The following is a 19,728-nucleotide window of genomic DNA, read 5'->3' as shown; positions in this document are numbered from 1 at the left end:
GCATTGACGGACTGCGGTCTCAATCCGCAGCGTCCCGGGCCTCCGCAAGTCGAAGATGAACCACTTCACAGAGCCTGTCCGCCGTAAAGGGTTTTTCCAGTACGCACTCGTTGCCGGCACTGTCCGGTCCGGGCGCGTAGCCCGTGACGAGTACGCCGGCCAGTCCGGGCTTGATCCGGCGCATTTCTTCGAGGGCCTGGGGACCCCCCAGGCGCGGCATCACCTGGTCCAGGATCGCCAGATCGATCTCGCTCGCGTGATTGCGGAACAGCTCTACGGCCTGGTGGCCGTCACGGGCACACAGCACCCGGTGGCCTGCGCTCTCCAGCACTTCGACCATCAGGGCGGAGACCAGCGGCTCGTCTTCCGCGACGAGGATCGTCGAACTCACCGTTCCATCGAACGCGGCGCTCGGTTCCCGGGCCTCGGCCTCGTCGTGTCCGGAAGCCGGAAGGTACAGGTCGAAGCGGCTGCCCGCCCCCGGCTTGCTGGAGGCGTGAATCGCTCCTCCGTGCTGTCGCAGCGTACCGTAGACCATGGACAGGCCGAGGCCCGTTCCCGCCCCCGGGGGCTTGGTGGTGAAAAAAGGTTCATAGATTCGGCCCAGCACTTCCCGGGGCATGCCTGTCCCGGTATCGGTGATCGTCAGTCGTAGATAGGGTCCGGGAGAGTCGAGACCGAGGCCGCCGCAGCGGGAGGCGGAAACCTCCTCCCGAGCCAACTCGACGGAGATGGTACCGCCTTCCGGCATCGCGTCCCGGGCGTTGACCAGGAGATTGAAGAGAATCTGCTCGATCTGGGACGGATCCGCTTCGATTCCCGGAACATCTTCGCTGCATGAGAATTCGATATGGATCGTCTCGCCCAGCACGCGTTGCAGCAGGTCCAGTGATTCTCGGATCAGGATCTCGGGCCGTATGGGCTCACGCTGCAGCAATTGTCGGCGGCTGTAGGCCAGCAGGTGCCGGGTCAGACGCGCCGCCCGTTCGGCGGCGAGCTGGACCTTTTCCATGTGCTCCGCGGCATGCGAACCTGGATCCAGAGCGCCGAGAGCCAGGGTCGTGTGGCCCAGGATCGCCTGCAGCAAGTTGTTGAAATCGTGGGCCACGCCGCCGGCAAGCTGGCCGATGGCCTCCATTTTCTGGGCCTGCAGGAACTCTTGCTCGAGAAGCTTGCGCTGCGTGATATCGAACCTCACGCCCTCCATCCCGGTGCAGTGGCCCCGGTCGTCGAACAGGCCCTGGCCCTTGTCCTGGATGTGGATCAGCGAACCGTCTCTCCGGCGGACGCGGTACTCGATCAGGTAGGGCTGGCGCTGCGCGATGGAGGCCGTAATCCCATCGAGATAAAGACGGCGGTCCTCCGGGACGACCAGGTCGAGGAAGGTGGGATCCTCGCCGTCGAGGAAGTGCTCTGCCGGGTAGCCGCAAAGCGTTTCGATGCCGGCACTGATGAAAGTCGGCCGCCACCCGGGAGGCGGGTCGTAGCGGTAGACGGCACCTGGAATGTGGCTGAGGATCGAGGCGAACTCCGCTTCGCGGCGACGCAGTGCTCGCTGGGCGGCAACGCGTCGAGTGATGTCGCGAACCAGCAGGATCAGCCTTCCGCTAGGGAGCTTCCCCAGCCGCCCCTCGTAGTGTCTCGTCTCGTCGCCGAAAGGGAGGGCGTACTCGAAGGTTCGAAAAACGCCGTCTTTGCTGGTGGCGCGGATGTGATCTCCGATCACCGCCACGGTGGACGGGGGCAGAATCTCTTGCATGCGCCGGCCGAGGAAAGTCTCGGGTGGTACGTAGGTGGGTATCTCTCGAGACGCCTTGTAATCGACGATGGTGCCGCCGGGTTCCAGCCAGAACACCAGGTCGGGGAGGTTTTCCAGCAGAGATTCGAGTTCTCTGGAATCTTTTCGAGTCATCGCGCTGGGGATCCGCCGATCGGGGCTCGATGGGGCGGGCAGGCTCTTTCCGCGTCGCCGGCGGGAGACAGCCCGAGAGCGTCATCGACTATCTTGCGGAGCATCGCCATCTGTTCCGCCCCCAGGCGCTGGCCGATGAGACTGGCCAGGTAGACTCCCACCATACCACCCGTCGCGACGGGGATGACGCCCAGGGCCCAGGGGGTGCGGCCGAGGGTCCACTGGGAGAAGCCGTAGAGCGAGCCGACGAAGAGCAGGAAGGCGAAGAAGAAATGGAGAAACATGAAGAAGGTCCAGACGCTGGGACTGGGGGAAAAGCGCCCCCGCAGATGGCAGCCCTCCTCTCGCGCTTCGATCGTCAGGCTCAGCCAGGGAGACCAGATCTTCCGCCGGGCGTCATCGACCCAGATCTCGGCATGTCGCGCCAGCGAACGGCCGTGACAGGGGCAGTCCGTGCGGGCGATGCTCAGCTCGAGTCGACGCATGACCTCGTCGCAGGCCAGGGGAAGGTCGAGGTGGAAGGTCGGTCGCATGGCGGCTGAATCTACCGCAAAAGGGGGGCTGCCGACCACTGGAATCGCGGCGGCTCAGGACTCGATGTCGATCACCCTGCCGACGATTTCCTGGGCTTCGCGCTGGATCCACTCGAGATGGTCCCGGCCCCGAAACGACTCGGCATAGATCTTGTAGATGTCTTCCGTACCGGAAGGCCGCGCCGCAAACCAGCCGTTCTCGGTGACGACTTTCAGCCCGCCGATCGGGGTCTTACCCTCGGGTGAATGGGTCAGGCGGGCGATGATCTTCTCGCCGGCCAGGCTCTCTGCCGCCACGTCCTGGGCCCTCAGGGCCGCCAGGCGCCTTTTCTGCGCCGGCGTGGCCGGAGCATCCGTTCTTTCGTAGACGGGTTCTCCAAAGCGGCTCGTCAGGCGCTTGTAGTGTTCGCCGGGATCGGCCCCCGTGACGGCGATGATTTCCGCGGCAAGCAGGCCGGCCGCCAGGCCGTCCTTGTCCGTGGTCCATACCGAACCGTCGCGGCAGAGGAAACTGGCACCCGCGCTTTCCTCGCCGCCGAAGCCGTATTCTCCGCTCAGCAGGCCGCTGACGAACCATTTGAAGCCCACGGGAACCTCGGCCAGGCGTCGGCCCAGGTCCGCTGCCACCCTGTCGATCAGGCTCGAGGAAACCAGGGTCTTACCCACGGCGGCGGAGCGGGGCCATCGTTCCCGGTGCCGGAACAGATAGTCCACCGCCACGGAGAGATAGTGGTTGGGATTCATCAAGCCCGTGCCCGGGGTGACGATGCCGTGGCGGTCGGCATCCGCGTCGTTACCGAAAGCGATGTCGAACCGGTCGCGCAGATCCACCAGGGAAGCCATGGCATAGGGAGACGAACAGTCCATGCGGATCTTGCCGTCGTGGTCGATACGCATGAAAGCGAAGGCCGGATCGACGCGTGGGTTGACCACCTCGAGCGACAGGCCGTAACGCTCGGCGATGCGTGGCCAGAATTCTCTGCCGGCGCCTCCCATGGGGTCGACGCCGATGCGTACGCCGGAGGCGGCGATGGCTTCCATGTCGAGGACCTTGTGCAGGTCGGCGACGAAGGGCTCGATGAAGTCACGCTCGTGCACGTGGGGAGAACCCAGCGCCTTGTCCCAGCACAGGCGGGGGATCTCCGCGACGCCCTCTTCGAGGGTCGCGTTGGCCTGGTCCTGGATCCAGCCGGTGATCCGGCCCTCGGCAGGACCTCCATGGGGCGGGTTGTACTTGAAGCCGCCGTCTTCCGGTGGGTTGTGGGAGGGGGTGATCACGACTCCATCGGCCCGCGCCGCCCGGGGGTCGCGGTTGTGGACCAAGATCGCCCGGGAGATCACGGGGGTCGGTGTAGCGCCCCCGCCGGCCTGGATGACGACTTCCACGCCATGGGCCGCGAAGACCTCGACAGCGGTGATCAGCGCGGGGTCCGACAGGGCGTGGGTGTCCTTGCCGATGAAGAGGGGGCCCTCGATGCCCTGGGATTGTCTGTGTAGGCAGATCGCCCTGCAAATGGCCAGAATATGGTCTTCGTTGAAACTCCGACGCAGTGACGACCCCCGGTGCCCGGAAGTGCCGAAGCTCACCTTCTGGGTGTCTTCGGCGGGATCGGGGTGCGCAACGTAGTAGGTGCTGACCAGGCGCGGAATGTCGCTGACGTTCTCCGGCGGGACCGGCTTGCCGGCCAGGGGATGGAGCTTCATCTTCTCGCCTCGCAAAAGCTGGGACCAGGCTGTGGGGTCAGAATTCCCGGACCTGGTCGAGTAGGCTCTCGATGGTCGTTCCTCCATCGATCAAGCGGATGATACGTTCTTCGTCTTCGAGTTTGGCCGCGGCGCGCCGGAAAACTTCTTCCTCCGCCTGGCGGGGGATGACCACGAGACCGTCGTCGTCCCCGAAGAGATAGTCACCGGGCACGACGCCGACACCGGAGATACTGACCTTGACTTCCGTGGCGGCCACCCGTCCTCGGCCCTTGATGTCTCGTGGTGAGGTGCCGCGGGCAAAGATCGGCAGCTCGGCGTTGCGTGTGAAAGCCGCATCCCGGGTCAGGCCTCCAATCACCACGCCGGCCAGGCCCTGGCGTAGGGAGAGGCGGGTCATCAGCTCGCCGAAGTAGGCGAACGTGTCGCTTCCCTCGACGACGAGGACATCCCGGCCGCCGAGGCGATTGAGAAAGCCGAGGCCGACGCGAATCCGCTCGTCCGTCGTGTCCACCGTCTCCAGCCGCAGGGTGCGGGCGCGGCCGAAGAGACGCGCGCCGGGGCGATTGGCCGTCAGCCCGTCGATCACCTGCTGCCGATAGCCGAGTTCATCGAGGACGTCCGAGAAGATGCCGCTGCAATAGCGCGAAGGATCGATCATGGGGCTGTCTCGGCGCGCTGGCAGAAGGCGGCCAGGCGGTGGGTGTGCTTGACGTACTCGGAATCGGGATCGAGCCCGGTCGCCACCGCGCGAGCCAGCTCCAGGTCTTCGACTTCGTCGATGTCGATTTGCTCGAAGCGATCCAGCTCGAGGATCTCGGGGCGCTCACCGACGCGTGTGCCGCGGGAGAGAATCACATCCCGGCGGGTGACGTACAGTCCCATCCCTTCCACCAGCAGGCGTGGGAGCGTGAAGCTGTTGGGGATGTGTTCGAGATCGTATTGCGGCCTGAGGGGCTGGCGATGCCAGAGGTAGAGCGCCTGGTCAGAGGCACCGAAAGCCGAGTCCGCCCGGCCGGAGAGTACCGCCTCGATACCCTTCCGCAGTGTCGCCTCGCGGCAGAAAGGCATCGGTGGCAGGTGCTGGACGAGCACTTCGGCCTCGATGGCGGACGCTTCCCAGGTCAGCAGCGCGTTGCCGTCCGTCGCGTTGGTGGCCAGTTCGGCGGGTCGCAACAGCGCGCGAAAGCCGGCCGCCCGGGCCCGCGCGGCCATTTCCGGAGAGTCGGTGTCGACGTAGATCGAGGAGGGTTCGAGGACCTTGCCCAGGTTGGCTGCGGCCACCAGGAAGAGTGGAACACCGAGCAGGAGCCGATTGTTCTTGCCCTCCACCCTTCGACTGGAGGACTTGGCCGGTATGACGCCGGCGACCTGGGGGAGAGACCATTTCATCTCACTTCAGCTCCCGGCCCACCGCCCGGCAGATCGTGATCAATTCGTCCTGGAGAGCCGCGAAGGTCGCGTGGTCCAGGGCCTGGGCCCGGTCGCAGCGGGCCTCTTGGACGGCCGGATGAACCTCCACCATGATCGCGTCGGCGCCGAAGGCGGCGGCGGCTCGCGCCAGGGCGCCGACCCCGGAAGCGCGGCCGATGGCGTGGGATGGATCGAGCAGCAAGGGCAGGTGGCTGTTTTCCTGGATGTAGACCGCGGAATTGAGGTCGAAGACGAAGCGGCTGCGGGGTTCAAAGGTGCGGATGCCCCGCTCGCCCAGGATCACGTTGGGGTTCCCGGCCGCAAGAATGACATCGGCCGCCTGTAACCACTCCCGGGTGGAAGCCGAAAAAAAACGCTTGAGCAGGACAGGTTTCGAGCTGCGGCCGCAGCGACGTAGCAGCGCCAGGTTGAACATCGCTTTCGAGCCGACCTGGATCACGTCTGCGATTTCCTCCACGGCGTCGAAATGGGAGGTGTCGTAGACCTCGGTGATCAGCTTCAGGCCGAATTCCCTGCGGATCGAAGCGAGCACTTCGAGTCCTTCGAATTCCAGGCCTGGAAAGCTGTAAGCCGATGTACGGGGCTTGAACAAGCCGGCCCTGAAGAGGCGAATCCCGCGGTCCACCAGGAAGGAAGCCGACGCGCGGAGTTGAGCTTCCGATTCGGCGGCGCAGGGGCCGGCGATCAGGAGGGTCGAACCGTCCCCGATGCGCAGGCCCCCGCCGATTTCGATGATCGTTTTTTCGGGGCACACCTTGCGGGATGCCAGGGGCCAGTCTTCGTGGAAGTCGATGACCTCACCCAGGTCCTCGTCGGCGGGTAGAGGACTGCCCGGACCCTGGGAGGGGAAGATCAACAGCCGTCGGCCGCGGAAGACCACCAGTTGTCCATCGGTGAGTTGCGCGAGCCGGGCGGCCCGTTCCGGAGAGACGGTTTCCTTCAACTGCAGGATCATCGGTGCTCCACATCCACTCACAAAAGGCGGAGCAGATTATGCAGCGAAATGCAGCCTGCGTAACGCCGGCTTTCCGTTTCGGTGACCGGGACCACGAGGATCGGTCGTCCGGAGGACTCCACGGCCCGCACCAGCTGGCGCAAACTCTGGCCACGGTCGAGGGTCAGCGGTCGTGGGTTCATGATCTGCGAGGCGGTCAGCGAGTCGAGGTCTCCAGAGTGGCGGAGGAGGGCTTCTCGCAGATCGCCGTCGGTAATCAGGCCCACCAGCAGTCCCTCGGAATTCAGAACGAGGGTCGCTCCGACCCGGCCCCGGGCCATGCTGCGAACGACTTCATCGACGGGAGCGTGGCGATCGACGAGAGGCACGGCCGCTTCGGGCATCATGAAGAATTCCACACCCAGGTCTGCATTGGCCCGGAGCAGGTCCATCTTGCGGTGGATCACGCTCTGCCCGCGGAAGAGAAAGGAGCCGGAGACGATCACGTCCACGCCCAGAACGCGCAGCGCCGAGGACACATCGGCGTCCACGCCGCCATCGACATGCAGGGGCATCCTCGGGTGGCGCAGGCGAAAGTCGCGAATCCTGTCGAAGACCGCGGGGTCGAAGCGGCCACCGGAGCGGCCGGGCGTGGTGGTCATCAGCAGCACGTAGTCCACGCCGTGGATCAGGGGTTCGATTCGACGAATCGGGGTTGTTGTCTGCACCGCCAGGCCCAGCCGGCCGGGAAAGGCTCGCAGGCGCCGCAGGTCGAAATGCTCGGCGGTCTCGAGCTGCACCGCGCAGTAGTCGACCCCGGCTTCGGCAAGCAGGGGCAGGCACTGTTCCGGCCGGCGGGTGACCAGGTGAACCTCGAGGGGCAGTCCGGTCATGCGCCGCAGCCGGGAAACCGTCGAAAGTTCCAGCGGCGCCCGGTCCATGTGGTCGTAGTGAATGATCTCCACCGCGGCTTGTTCCAGTTGCCGGACCAGGCCGAACACCTGTTCGGGGTCCGAGCGTTCCGTGGCCAGTACCGATCCCGCGATCTGCATCGTGTCTCCTGCTCGGCGCGTGTCGCCGGGGAGGCGTTACCTGTTGGAAAACCTAGGTTTGGGATTCCCTGCGCGCAAGCGCGGAAGATCTCGGGCAACCCTGATCGAGACGAAACAGGCGCTTGCGGGAGCGAAAAGGAGGTGGACCGGCAAGTGAACGGGACTTATGCATTGGGAAGGGGCTTCTGAAGGCCACTGGATTCCCTCCCCCGGGGAAGGTGGAAAGAGCATGCCTGCTGGAGATTTCGAGCTACGACTGCCTGCCCTGATCGGCGCCTTGAGAAGTCTCGTCCGGGTGGCCCTCGAGGCGGAAGTGCGGGAGATGGGCGAGGATGCGGAGAGCCACTTCGTCGCCCACGCGGCCCAGGCGCGGCGGATCCTCGAGTCCGGAGGCGGCGTCTTGGCTTCCCTGCTGGAACTCTTCGACGCGCGTGCCGCCGAGGAGAGTGCCGAGCAGGTCGAGAAACTCGGTCCGGTGTCGGCCCACGCGGTGGCGGATCACCTCTTCGTCGTGCAGATGGAACTCCAGCACCTGGCCAGTCAACTGGCCAGCAGCGGCGATCACCACGCGGGCTGGGCGCTGCTCTCCCACTGCAACCATGCCCTGGGCTCGTTCATCAAGGCGGGTATCGCCACCGAGCAGCTCCTTTGTCGACGCCTGGGGCAGCGATCCGAACTGTCGGCCCTGACCGAGTCGCGGCAGGCCATCGATCTTCGCCGACTTTTCGCTTATTTTCGACGTCGCATCGCCGCCGACGGCCCCCCTGAAGCCACCTCCATCGTGGAAAGACTGCTGGACGGAGCGCAGGCCATCGCGGCGGTGCTCGAATCGGAGTCGGGCCCCTCCCTCAGGCTCGCGGACCGTCAGAACTTCCTCCGACTCCAGCGCCGGATCTGGCGCTGGGAAGAGCAGCGACCCCGCGACCCCGCCCGGGGCATGGAGATCTGGCAGGACCTCTACGGCCTGAGTGAACTGCTACTCCAGATCAACCAGCGCGAGGAACTGATCCAACATGATCGCCAGGTGGTCGCCGAAGCCCTCGACCGCATGGCGGACCGGGATCACCCGCCGGATCCGGTGGAGCTGGCGTCCCTGCTCAGGGACCTCTGCGGGCGCTGCCAGGAACTCGATCGGCTGCTCGAGCGTCCTGCGGGTCTGCAGGCCTACGAGCGACTTCGCCAGTTGCTCGGCCGCCTCGAGGAGGAACTGGCTCAGGCCGAGGGGGCCGGATCGTTCTCGTCGGAGGCGCCGCAGCCGGTCTGACGGCAAAGCCGGGCAGGCCCTCGTTTCGGCCCGCCGCACGCCGGAAAAAGGACCCTGCCGCTCCGGCATGTCCCCCACGTTCTTCGGCCGCGGGATTCTCGTGACTTCGATGTAAGATCGGCCTCGGTGCGGCGCCCACCCCGCCGCCGGAGAGACCCGACCGATGGCTGATTCGAGGCCGGCGGCATCAGCCGGCCCCCCCCAAGAGAGGATGCCTTCCTGGATCAGCGTCTCCCTGCGCCTGGGAGGGCTGCTCATCCTGCTCTACTCCTTCCTCGTGAGCATCTCGCTGCTGGGCAAAGGCTTCAAGCTCTTCGGCAGTGGATTCGTCGAGGACATGATCGCCTCGGCCGCCTTCCCGTTGGTGGGCCTGTTCACCGGTATTCTCGCCACCACCCTGGTCCAGTCCTCCTCCACCACGACCTCTGTCGTCGTGGCCCTGGTGGGAGGCGGCGTCATGCCTTTGCACACGGCGATCCCGGTGATCATGGGGGCCAACATCGGCACTTCCGTGACCAATACCCTGGTCAGCCTGGGGCACGTGGCCCGTGGGCGGGAGTTCTACCGAGCCTTCTCAGCCTCGGTGGTGCACGACTTCTTCAATATCTTCGCTGTTCTTGTGCTCTTTCCCCTGCAGTGGATGACGAATTTCCTCGAGGGCTTCGCGGTTTTCCTCACGAGGGCTTTCGAGCAGGTGGGCGGGCTGACGTTCAGCAGTCCACTCAAGGCGCTGACCCATCCCGCCGTCGCCGGTCTCGTGGAACTGCTCGGGCATCGCCCCTGGTTGCTGGTTCTCGTCTCCTTGGGGTTGATGTTCTTTGCCCTGCGTTATCTCGTGGTCATCCTGCGCTCACTGGTCCTGCGGAGGGTCGAGGCCTTCTTCGACCATGTCATTTTCCGCAGCGCTCTGCGGGCCATGGCCTTCGGCTGCCTGCTGACGACGGTCGTGCAATCCAGCAGCATCACCACTTCCCTGGTCGTGCCGTTGGCCGGTGCCGGTATTCTCAGTTTGCGCCAGATCTACCCCTATACCTTGGGAGCCAATGTCGGCACCACTTTCACAGCTCTGCTCGCGGCGCTCGCGGTGGGCAGTCCCGCGGCCTTGACGGTCGCTTTCTCGCACCTGTTCTTCAACGTGCTGGGGATTGCCATCATCTGGCCCGTCCCCGCCGTCAGAGAGTTGCCGATCAAGATGGCGCGACGCTTTTCGTGGCTCGCCCGTCGAAATCGCTGGATTCCCGTGGTCTACATCATCACGTTCTTCTACCTGCTACCCCTTGCCTTGCTGTGGATCTTGAGGTGATCTGATGTTCAAGAAACTGATCGAACTCCTTGGCCGGGAGAGTCAACTCAACCAGGCCTTCGAGCGCTCCCGCGAGATGCTTACCGAGGACCAGGAGATGTTCGAGGCGGCTGTGCGCTCACTGAGGGAAAGCGACGACGCCCGACTCGAGATCGACATCTACGCCAAGGACCAGATGATCAACGCCTACGAGCGCGAGGTGCGTCGCAAGGTCATGACGCACCTGGCCGTGGGTGGTGAGCCGGACATCCATGCAGCCCTGGTGCTCGTCAGCATCGTCATCGACATCGAGCGCATCGGTGACTACACGAAGAACATCGTGGAGCTGGCGTTGCATCATCCGGAGCGATTGACCTGCGGCCCCTGTGAACCGGACATGCGCAAGATCGAGACCACGGTGCGCACCATGTTCAGTCTGCTGATCGCCGCCTTGCCCGACTCCGACGAGGACAAGGCGCGCGAGGTGATGAGCGAGCACTGGTGGATCGCCCGGCGCTCCGATGAGATCGTCAACCGTCTTCTCGAAGAAGACGATCCCACTCTGCCGGGCAAGGAGGCTGTCGCCACCACCCTCTACGCTCGCTACCTCAAGCGCATCTCGGCCCACCTGAAGAACATCGCCTCCTCGATCGTCAACCCTTTCGACCGGATCGGTTACCGCGGTCAGAACTGACCTCCCCCGGCGACCCTCACCACGACTTCCCGGTCTCCGGATCGGGAAGCCGGGGGAGCCTTCCAGGGGTCCAGGGGGCGCCGGCGGCTTCGAGGTCGTCTTCGATCTTTTTCAGTCGTATCGTCAGGGCTTCCTCGATACGGTGGTAGAGTTCCGTGAACTCTTCCTGGGCAATGCGATAGTTCCGGAGATGGGTGCCGGTGGGCGCAGCGGTTGCGGTCCAGTGGCCGTCGACGATGCGCTGGACCCGCTCGAGGATACTTGGCGGCGTCGGCTCCTGGTGCCGGCGTAGTACGGGATCTCCGGCCAGTTTCTCTCGCAGGTCCGCCAGGTCGGCACGCAGGTCCGTGATCCGCTGATCGATCTCCGCCTCGGCGCCGGGCGCCAGGAAACGGGCCTTGGCCAGGTAGTCGAGGCGCTCCGTGGCCTCGTCGAGGCATCTCAGCGTTCCCAGGACCACCCGCTGGAGGTCGGCGGTCTGCTGCTGGAAGGCCAGTAAGGCGGCACGGTCGGACGCGGCCAGGGTCGCGGTGCCCAGGGGGAGGGCCGCGAAGGGCTGGGCGATGCCGGTCGGTTGAAGCTCGCCGTCCCTCTCGACGGCCATTTCCACCACGTAGGCTCCTGGAAGGACCATCGGTCCCAGGCGATCTCCGCTGAACGGACCTCGCTCGGGTTCCGTCAAGCGTACCGGATCGGCGGGGGGGTAGCGCAGATCCCAGGCGACCCTGTGGAAGCCCTCGTCAATCGGTCCTTCGAGGCGGCGGACCACCCCGCCCTCGCTGTCTTTGACCGTGAGAATGACCCGCGGCGGCTTTTCGCGGGCTTCCGCACGCAACTCCTCCCAGGAAGGGTAGGGAGGCGTCTTGCCGGCCTTGATCCACTCTTTCTCTTTCTGCTGGCGGCGTTCTTTCCGCGTCATGATTTTTTCGGGCAGGTAGTAGGTGAACACCGCACCGAACGGCGGATTGGGAGCCGTGAAATAGCTATCGCCCTGGAATGCCTTGCCGTCGAGACCGAGCCGCGCCTCGGGCATGAACATCCAGGCCTGTCTGACCGGGAAGAGCATCCTGGAGTGCTCGAGACTCTCACGATCGACATGCCGCAGGGGGCTGTAGTCATCGAGGATGTAGATGCCGCGCCCGAAGGTGCCTACCACCAGGTCGTTCTCTCGACGCTGAATCTCCAGGTCGCGCACGGCAATGGTGGGAAAGCCGCCGGTCAGCGGGATCCAGTGGGACCCACCGTCCAGGGTGAAGAAGAGCCCGAACTCGGTGCCCGCAAAGAGCAGGTCGGGCTTCTGGTGATCCTGGACCACGGCGTAGACCGAACCCCGTTCCGGAAGGTCACCCGCAATGGACCGCCAGGTGCGACCGCGATCGTCGCTTCTGAAGAGGTAGGGCCGGAAGTCGCCCGCCTTGTGATTGTCGAAGGCGGCAAAGATCGTATTCGGATCGTGGACGCTGGCCTCGAGCCGGCTGACATAGGACATCGGGGGGCAGCCCGGGACAGACTCCACCCTGCGCCACGTGCCGCCCCCGTCTTCGGTGACCTGCACCAGCCCGTCGTCGGTCCCGGCGTAGATCAGCCCCTCGACCAGGGGCGATTCACTCAGCGAGACGATCGTCCCATAGAACGATGTGGACATGTTCTTGGCTACGGCGTCGACGGACCAAACGCGCCCCATGATTTCGAGCTGGTTGCGATCGATCTGCCGGGTCAGATCGGGGCTGACGGGCTCCCAGTTGTCGCCCCGGTCATCACTGCGAAACAGCCGGTTGGCGCCAAAGTAGAGTCGCGTTGAAGAGTGTGGGCTGAGTATCAGGGCCGAACTCCAGTTCCAGCGCAGCGGCGCCTCGTCCTTGCCCGGCTGAGGTTGGATGTCGACGATCTCTCCGCTGCGCTTGTCGAATCGCACCAGCCCGCCGTACTGCCACTGGGAGTAGACGATGGCGGGGTCCCGGGGGTCGACGACCGTCTTGAAGCCATCGCCGAAAACCGTGACGAACCAATCCGCGTTGGTGATCCCGTTGCGGCTGGTGTTGCGCGAGGGGCCGCCCAGGGTGGCGTTGTCCTGGGTGCCTCCGTAGACGTTGTAAAAAGGAAAGTCGTTGTCCGGAGTCACCTTGTAGAACTGGGTGATGGGAAGGTTGGCCTTGAAACTCCAGGTTTCGCCCCGGTCGAAGGTTTCGTAGATTCCACCGTCGCAGCCGGCGATCATGTGCCGTGTGTCTTCCGGGTCGATCCACAAGGCGTGGTTGTCGACGTGCTTGGCTCGCTCGCCGACCTTGCGGAAGTTCAGGCCGCCGTCCTCGCTCACCATCATCCAGGTGTCGAGCGAGTAGACTCGATCGGGATCGAGCGGATCGACGACGATCTCCTGGTAGTACTGGGGCGACGAGGAGATGTAACTCGACCGCTTGACCCAGTTGTTTCCACCGTCGTCGGAGCGGTAGAAGCCGGCTTCCTCTCCCGCGGCTTCGACAATGGCATATATTCTGTCCGGCCGGCTGGGCGCGATGGCCAGGCCGATGCGTCCCAGGTCGCTGCCCGGCAATCCACTCTCGAGGCGGTGCCAGCTTGCACCGCCGTCGGTCGACTTGTAGATCGCCGACTCGGGTCCTCCGTTGATCAACGTCCAGGTACGCCGGCGGCGTTGATAGGCGGCGGCGTAGAGCACATCGAAATCCCGCGGATCGGCCACCAGGTCACTGACGCCGGTGTCCGGGCTGATATCGAGGATTTTCTTCCAGCTTTCCCCACCGTCTTCGGTGAGGTACAGGCCGCGGTCGCCGCCGGCTTTCCACAGCGGCCCCTGGGCGGCGACGAGCACGCGTTGAGGATTTCTGGGATCGATCAGGATCTTGCCGATATGTTCCGAGTTTTCGAGACCCATGCGCCTGAAGGTCTTTCCCCCGTCGACGCTCTTGTAGACGCCGTCGCCGTAACCAACGCTGCGTTGGCTGTTGTTTTCTCCCGTGCCGACCCAGACCACCAGGGGATGTCCTGGAGCGATCGCCAGGCAGCCGATCGAGTAGGAAGCCTGATCATCGAAGATCGGCACGAACGTCGTTCCCGCATTCTCTGTCTTCCAGACGCCTCCCGAGGCGGCGGCGACGAAGTAGCGGCTCGCGTCCGCCGGGTCCACCGCGATATCGACGATGCGGCCGGAAGTCAGCGCCGGGCCGATGGCGCGGAGTTCGAGGCCCGAGAAGGTGGCCGCCGAAAGAACGTCTTTCTGGGGCGCGGTTTTCTTCTCACCGCTGTTCTGACGTCTTGCGGCGGGGGTTGAGGGGGCGGCGAGAAGAAGGGCGGCGAAGATAAGGGGAAAAAGGCGTCTCAAGGCACAACCTCCAGAATTCCGGGACCCGGCGAAATCATCGGTCGGCTATTCTAGCGGTTGGAGGGAAGCGCTGCCGTGGTCTTGAATTTGACCATCGTTTCCGGCGGCCAGACCGGTGTCGATCGGGCCGCCCTCGACTGGGCCCTGGAGCACGGCGTCGACCACGACGGCTGGTGCCCGGCGGGTCGGCTGGCCGAAGACGGGCCCCTGCCTCAGCGTTACAGGTTGCGCGAGACGGCATCGGCGGATCCCGGCGAGCGTACCGCGAGAAACGTGCGCGACAGTGACGGAACACTGGTCTTCTGCGTCGATCGCCGGTTGAGTGGAGGGAGTGCCCTGACGGCCTCCATCGCCCGTCGGACGGGGCGTCCCCTGCTCGTCGTCCCCCGGAGTTGGGGTGTCGATCGGGCCGTCGGCGAGGTCGGGGATTTCATCCGGCGATACCGGATCGGGCGTCTCAACATAGCCGGTCCCAGGTACTCGGAAGAACCCGAAGCCGGGGCCTGGGCCCGGCGGGTCCTCGAGGCGCTGGATCTTTCCGGGTGAGGGCACGGCCCGTCCCCGGCGGGAGGGTCGAGCCTGGCGGCGCCCCGTTCAGGTCGAGTTGCAGGTGTCGGTCACCGGTGGCGCAGGCAGCTCGTCCTTGACGGCCAACTCCCGGATCTTCCGGATCAGCAAGGCTTGATCGCAGTGGCGGCTGGGTTCGCGGGCCAGTTCGTGGGCATTGGTGCATCCCCCCCAGCAATAACCAACGGCCGGGCAGTCGCGGCAGCCCTCGTCATGCAGCACGGGCATGGTGTCGAGGACCATCTTCCGGTGCCTTTCGAGCATCGGCTCGATGGGGTCATCGAGGGTTCCGAGGGGCTCCCAGTCGTAGTAGTCCGAGTAGAGGGTGCCGTCGTCGTTGACGATCAGCTTGTAGCCACCGCGGTATTTGCAGCAGGGATCCGTGCGGAGCGTGGGATTCCGCAGTGTCGCCAGGTAGGTCTGCTGAGGTCGTGGCTTGAGGCGCGTGGGGTGAATCGTCTCGAAGGCGATTCGATTCCAGGGTACACCGAGCGCCATCAGCCGCCGCTGGAAATCCTGGAACAGCTCGATGCTCGCGAACTCGTCCCGAATCGCGCCCTGCACGAGTACCTTGCCGTTCAAACCCTCCCGGCCGAGTCGCTCGAGATTTGCGAGGGTTCTTTCGAAGGGGTTGAAGTCATCCCGAAACGGATGCCGTTGGGCGTTGTGCTGGGATTCGAGACCATCGAGGCTGACTACCAGGTCATCACAGGCTCGGATCAACTCGAGATGGGCTTCCTCGAGAGGCATCGCCAGGTTGGAGGTGGCATCGCAGCGGATTTCACCGGCAACTTCCCGCAAGCAGGCGAGCGTCTCCAGGCAGAGGTCGGGCCGTAGCAGCGGTTCGCCGCCAAGAAAGGTCAGCTTGAGCGATTCGATTTCGGGACGGGCTTCGCGAAAACGGCGTACGAAATCCGCCAGGCGCCTGGGATCGACCTCGGCCCGCGCTTCCGGTACCAGCTTGTCGAGCACGGTGCAGTGGTTGCAGCGCAGGTTGCATTCCCAGGTGACGATCAGGGTCAGCACCAGGGTGCGACGGGGCCGGAACAGGCGCGACAGCAGCGCCTGCCGTTCCTGGCCGGCCAGGAAGAACTCCCTCTCGAGGGCTTGCTCGTCGGCTTCCACCGGGAGGCGACGCCCGGTCACCGTATGGTAGAGCCCGCCTTTCCCCTCGACGCCCAAGGGGACGACGTAGCGGGAAAGGCGCCGTTCGTCGTTGAGGGACAGGTGCGGCATCGAACTCTCGCGGATCCCGGCGCGGGACCGAACGTCAATCTACCGCGTCCAAGCCAGGACGCCAACTCCGGCGGATGGTCAGGAAAACGCTTCTCGCAGGATATCGGGGCTCAGTGCGTTTTCGAGAGTGGTGGGTCGCGAGAAGAGATAACCCTGCACATAGTCGAGTTCGAGCTTCTCCAGGGTCTCCAGTTCCGCTTTCGTTTCGACGCCCTCGGCCACACAGGCCGCATCGATCCGGTGGGCGAGCTTGACCAGCGTGTAGACCAGTTCCTCTCGGGCCGGGTCTTTGTCCACCGAGCGCACCAGGGAAAGGTCGATCTTGACCAGGTCGGGCCGGGTATCGAGGATCGACGAGAGGCTGGCGTAACCTGAACCCACATCATCGAGAGCGATGCGGATACCCACCTGCCGATAGTGGTGAACGGCCTTGTGGAAGAGTTCGGAATTCTGGATCGATTCCTGCTCGTTGATTTCGAGGATCACCTGATGGGGATGGAGTCCGCAGGCCTCCAGCGTCTTTTCCAGGGTCCGGCCGCTGAAGGAGGGATCGAGCAGGGCGGAAGGCATGCAGTTGAGGAAAACCACCTGGTTGGCGGGAATGTGCCCTGCCAGTTCTCTCAGGGCGATGCGCCGACAAACGACATCGAGTTCAAAAAGACTGTTGGCTTTTCGGGCCACGCCGAAGAGATGGGCCGGCGATTCCCAGATCGACCCGCGAGGGCCGCGCGAGAGAGCTTCGACACCGTAGACCGTGCGGCTGGGGAGGTGCACGATCGGCTCGAAGACCGGCCGGATCCTTTCGTGGATCACCAGGGTGGCGAGTTCGCGGAACTCCTCGAGTTCGCTTGCCTCGGCGTAGATCCGACCGTCTCGGCGGGCCTGTTCCAGGGCTACGGCGATGGTCTTTCCCGGTCGAACTGCCGCGTTGTGGGGAGCCAGTCCCCACCCGACGTCGAGCCGCGGAGCGGGCCTCAGGTAGGGGAACACCAGTTGTTGCCGATGCTTCTCGATTTGGCGTCGCAGGGTCATGGCCAATCCGGGAAGACGGTGGTCGAAAAAGTCCTGGTCACCCGAGGGACGGAAAAACATGACGACGATCTCGCCCGGGCCGTGGGTGAATCGATCCTGTTCAGTCACTGTCCCGCCAAGCGTGGATTGAACGAGTCTCTCGACCTGGGCGGCGACCTCCGAGCGGGCTCCGGCGCCGAAGCGGGCTTCCACGGCGTCGAGGGCTTCCATGCCGACGCGGATCAGGCCGATAGAGCCGGATCGGGCCAGCAGTTGATCGAGAGGTCGCGCGGCGCCCGCGAAGACCTGATCGATTTCCCGGGCGAGATCGGGCAGCGTTGCACGAGGCGACTTCTTGAGCTTCGATTCGGCCATCTTTCCCCCAATGGGTGTCACCGTGGATCTCAGTTCAGAACTAGCCGAAGGTGACCATAACCATCGTCGATCGACATGTAGAGATCGAATACCTGGTTGCCGTCGCCGGCCAGGTCAGCGGTGGTTTCCAGCGGCTCGGGGTGCGTGATGTCGAAAACGCCCTCCTCCTCCGTCAGGGCCGGGAGCACGTTGCCGCAGATGATGTTGACGACCTCGCCGAGGGCATCGTGCTGAACGTCCTCGGCGGGAGGGGTATCGGTGCCCATGAAGTTCGCGGCCAGGTCTCCCAGCAGGTCCCGGCTCAGGCGGAGTGTCATCTCGCCCACGAGCGGCCCGGAGAAACGCACTTGCATTCCGGCCCAGAGGGTTCAGGGTCGGGGAGGCTGTCGAGAGGGGCGGCCATCATGAAAACCGAGTCCAAGAAGGCCTGCTCGCATAGCTCAAAAATCACTGTCATCGGGTTCGTCACGATCAGGGTCATCGGTCTCTCCTGTCAGGCGCATGACGGTGCGTCGCAGTTCGTGCGGCTTGATCGGCTTCCTGATAAAACAGGCTCCACGGCCTTCGATTCGGTGAATACGGGTGGGACTGGCTTCGCTGGATATGACGATGACATCCAGGGGTTGGTGGGCCGGGTGAGCGCGCACTCGTTCGAGCAATTCCTCGCCGTTCATCACCGGCATGTTGATATCAGCCAGCAGGAGATCGACGCTCTGCCGATCGAGCACCTCGAGCGCCTCCTGGCCGTTTTCAGCCTGGTGGATTTCCCCGACGGGCACGTCGGCCATTTGCAGGGTGCGAATGATAGCCGCGCGCATGATCTTGCTGTCGTCGGTGATCAGCACATTGAGCGCCATCAGAGTTCCCTTTCCCGGCCTAGTACGACCAGCGAGACCTTGCCGGTGGAAAGATCGAGTTTCATGGCTCGCGACACCTCGCCCCCCACATCCTCCGAAGCGATCAGAATGCCGTTCTTCCACAGCAGCTTCTTGAGAACGACGGCATTGCGTTTCCCGATTTTGAACAAGTCGTCCTGGCTTTTGTTGGCCCGCAGGCTGGCGCCCCCGGCGACCTTCAACTCGATGCGTTTCTTGTCGGCGCCGAGAGCGTAGGCTTTCTTGAAGAGCCGGGGTACGCCGGTGTCGACGAAGATGAATGGGTTCTCGTCGGCCTTGGCCTTGTCTACGGCGGAGTTGGGGAGCATGGCATGCAGGAGACCGCCGACCTTGACGATGGGATCCCAGATCGTGATGCCCAGGCAGCTTCCCAGGGCATGGGTCACGATCTCCCCGCGGCCGTCCGCGGAAACCGCGACGTCACCCACACCCACCGAGATGACCGGCATCGCGCCCCTCAGGCTTTCCGCCGGTAGGTGGCGGGCGCAATGGACTCGTAGGGATGGTCAAGGCCGGTCAGGCTTTCGGAGTGGCCGATCAGCAGGTGCCCACCGGGTCGGAGCAGGTCGTGAAAGCGGTTGACCAGGTGCTCCTGGGTCGGTTTGTCGAAATAGATCATCACGTTGCGGCAGAAGATGGCGTCGAAAGGGCCTTTCATAGGCCAGCGAGCCATCAAGTTGAGGCGGGCGAAACTCACGGGCTTGCGCAGGATCGGGTTGGCGACGTAGACCCACTCCCCTTGATTCTTTTCTGCCTGGAAGTACTTGCGCACCAGGCTCTCATCGAGTCCATCGAGCGTGTGCCGCGGGTAGCGACCAGCCTTGGCTTCGGCGAGGACGCGGTCGGAGATGTCGGTGGCGAGGATGCGAATGTCCCACTGCTGGAAGTCCCTCAGGCTTTCCGCCAGGCAAATCACCGTGGTGTAGGGCTCCTGTCCCGTCGAACAGCCGGCAGACCACAGGCGCAGTCGGCGCGAGGCCTGGGCCTCGGGGACGACCACCTCCGCCAGGTAGCGGAAATGAGCTTCCTCTCGGAAAAAGCTGGTCTTGTTGGTGGTCAGCACATCGATCATCGCCCGCAGTTCATGACTCTCGGGATTCCGGGTCACGAAGTCGCGGTACTCGGGAATCGTCGAGATGCCGCAGGCCTTCAGCCGCTGCCTCAGGCGCGAGGCGACGAGGGCTTCCTTGCCATCCGGCATGGCGATACCGGCGTGTTTGTGGATCAGGGCCCGGATCCTCTCGTAGTCTCCGGGCGAAAGCTTTGTGTCGAGGGTGATCGGCGCTTCCGAAACGGCGGTCGACATGGGCAGCCAGGGCTCCGGCCGCCGGAAACCCGCCCGCGAGCGGCGCGGGCGGAGCCGGCAACACCCCGTATCGGTACGGAATCCACCGGACTTGACAGCAACACCCCCGGGCCCGGTGCCCATCGGGCTCCAGGGATGGATGCCCCCCCGGCCTGCGGACGGTGGAGCGGCCGCAGAGAGGAGGCTGT

The 19,728-nt window shown here is 64.5% G+C and carries 18 protein-coding genes; 4 read left to right on the top strand and 14 right to left on the bottom strand.

The annotated features are described in order from the left end of the window. Positions 1–19: 19 nt before the first annotated feature. The 7 genes from Q9Q40_05565 to Q9Q40_05535 are packed head-to-tail and all read right to left on the bottom strand — an operon-like array spanning position 20 to position 7,569. Positions 20–1,912 (bottom strand): ATP-binding protein, encoded by a 1,893-nt coding sequence (locus Q9Q40_05565; protein ID MDQ7006678.1) that lies wholly within the window; start codon positions 1,910–1,912, stop codon positions 20–22. Further along, positions 1,909–2,445 carry a hypothetical protein gene (locus Q9Q40_05560; protein MDQ7006677.1) on the bottom strand — a complete coding sequence of 179 codons (537 nt, stop codon included), beginning with the start codon at positions 2,443–2,445 and terminating at the stop codon, positions 1,909–1,911. The genes Q9Q40_05565 and Q9Q40_05560 overlap by 4 nt, the downstream gene beginning before the upstream one ends. A 54-nt stretch (positions 2,446–2,499) precedes the next feature. Continuing rightward, on the bottom strand, positions 2,500–4,149 hold the full coding sequence (pgm, locus tag Q9Q40_05555; GenBank protein ID MDQ7006676.1) for a phosphoglucomutase (alpha-D-glucose-1,6-bisphosphate-dependent): 1,650 nt from the start codon (positions 4,147–4,149) through the stop codon (positions 2,500–2,502). 37 nt (positions 4,150–4,186) lie between these two features. Then, a complete protein-coding gene (locus tag Q9Q40_05550) occupies positions 4,187–4,810 on the bottom strand; it encodes a hypothetical protein (GenBank protein MDQ7006675.1) in 624 nt (207 codons plus the stop codon). Next, positions 4,807–5,541 carry a hypothetical protein gene (locus Q9Q40_05545; GenBank protein ID MDQ7006674.1) on the bottom strand — a complete coding sequence of 245 codons (735 nt, stop codon included), beginning with the start codon at positions 5,539–5,541 and terminating at the stop codon, positions 4,807–4,809. Before Q9Q40_05545 ends, Q9Q40_05550 begins: the two co-directional genes overlap by 4 nt. Before the next feature lies 1 nt (position 5,542). Next, positions 5,543–6,538 carry a 3-deoxy-7-phosphoheptulonate synthase gene (gene aroF / locus Q9Q40_05540; GenBank protein ID MDQ7006673.1) on the bottom strand — a complete coding sequence of 332 codons (996 nt, stop codon included), beginning with the start codon at positions 6,536–6,538 and terminating at the stop codon, positions 5,543–5,545. A gap of 17 nt (positions 6,539–6,555) precedes the next feature. After that, a complete protein-coding gene (locus Q9Q40_05535) occupies positions 6,556–7,569 on the bottom strand; it encodes a CBS domain-containing protein (protein MDQ7006672.1) in 1,014 nt (337 codons plus the stop codon). Positions 7,570–7,798: 229 nt separating this feature from the next. Here Q9Q40_05535 and Q9Q40_05530 point away from each other — a divergent pair, with 229 nt between their 5' ends. The 3 genes from Q9Q40_05530 to Q9Q40_05520 all read left to right on the top strand — a co-directional run bounded on the left by Q9Q40_05530 (position 7,799) and on the right by Q9Q40_05520 (position 10,809). Next, positions 7,799–8,833 carry a hypothetical protein gene (locus tag Q9Q40_05530; GenBank protein ID MDQ7006671.1) on the top strand — a complete coding sequence of 345 codons (1,035 nt, stop codon included), beginning with the start codon at positions 7,799–7,801 and terminating at the stop codon, positions 8,831–8,833. Between the two features lie 211 nt (positions 8,834–9,044). Continuing rightward, on the top strand, positions 9,045–10,136 hold the full coding sequence (locus tag Q9Q40_05525; GenBank protein MDQ7006670.1) for a Na/Pi symporter: 1,092 nt from the start codon (positions 9,045–9,047) through the stop codon (positions 10,134–10,136). Positions 10,137–10,140: 4 nt separating this feature from the next. Further along, positions 10,141–10,809, top strand: coding sequence for a PhoU domain-containing protein (locus tag Q9Q40_05520; GenBank protein MDQ7006669.1), 669 nt, complete (start codon positions 10,141–10,143; stop codon positions 10,807–10,809). A 16-nt stretch (positions 10,810–10,825) separates the two neighbouring features. Here Q9Q40_05520 and Q9Q40_05515 read toward each other — a convergent pair whose 3' ends face one another. Next, positions 10,826–14,149 (bottom strand): glycosyl hydrolase, encoded by a 3,324-nt coding sequence (locus Q9Q40_05515; GenBank protein ID MDQ7006668.1) that lies wholly within the window; start codon positions 14,147–14,149, stop codon positions 10,826–10,828. A 75-nt stretch (positions 14,150–14,224) separates the two neighbouring features. Between Q9Q40_05515 and Q9Q40_05510 the strand changes: the two genes are divergently transcribed. Next, entirely contained in the window at positions 14,225–14,695 is a 471-nt protein-coding gene (locus Q9Q40_05510; GenBank protein MDQ7006667.1) for a putative molybdenum carrier protein, read from the top strand. A 48-nt stretch (positions 14,696–14,743) separates the two neighbouring features. Here the strand turns inward: Q9Q40_05510 and Q9Q40_05505 are convergent, their stop codons facing one another. The 6 genes from Q9Q40_05505 to Q9Q40_05480 all read right to left on the bottom strand — a co-directional run bounded on the left by Q9Q40_05505 (position 14,744) and on the right by Q9Q40_05480 (position 19,540). Beyond that, positions 14,744–15,952: a radical SAM protein gene (locus Q9Q40_05505; GenBank protein ID MDQ7006666.1), complete on the bottom strand. Its 1,209-nt coding sequence runs from the start codon at positions 15,950–15,952 to the stop codon at positions 14,744–14,746. A gap of 78 nt (positions 15,953–16,030) precedes the next feature. Next, positions 16,031–17,338, bottom strand: a complete 1,308-nt coding sequence (locus Q9Q40_05500; GenBank protein MDQ7006665.1) for an EAL domain-containing protein — start codon at positions 17,336–17,338, stop codon at positions 16,031–16,033. Positions 17,339–17,367: 29 nt separating this feature from the next. Beyond that, entirely contained in the window at positions 17,368–17,691 is a 324-nt protein-coding gene (locus tag Q9Q40_05495) for a chemotaxis protein CheX (protein MDQ7006664.1), read from the bottom strand. An 87-nt stretch (positions 17,692–17,778) separates the two neighbouring features. Then, positions 17,779–18,195, bottom strand: a complete 417-nt coding sequence (locus Q9Q40_05490) for a response regulator (protein MDQ7006663.1) — start codon at positions 18,193–18,195, stop codon at positions 17,779–17,781. Next, positions 18,195–18,683 (bottom strand): chemotaxis protein CheD, encoded by a 489-nt coding sequence (locus Q9Q40_05485; GenBank protein MDQ7006662.1) that lies wholly within the window; start codon positions 18,681–18,683, stop codon positions 18,195–18,197. The genes Q9Q40_05490 and Q9Q40_05485 overlap by 1 nt, the downstream gene beginning before the upstream one ends. A gap of 8 nt (positions 18,684–18,691) precedes the next feature. Continuing rightward, positions 18,692–19,540: a protein-glutamate O-methyltransferase CheR gene (locus Q9Q40_05480; protein MDQ7006661.1), complete on the bottom strand. Its 849-nt coding sequence runs from the start codon at positions 19,538–19,540 to the stop codon at positions 18,692–18,694. Between the last annotated feature and the right edge of the window lie 188 nt (positions 19,541–19,728).

The sequence above is a fragment of the Acidobacteriota bacterium genome (assembly GCA_030949985.1).
GTDB lineage: Bacteria > Acidobacteriota > Polarisedimenticolia > J045 > J045 > JALTMS01.
The sequence above is the reverse complement of the archived record's forward strand: the minus strand, read 5'-3'. Positions and strand labels throughout refer to the sequence as shown.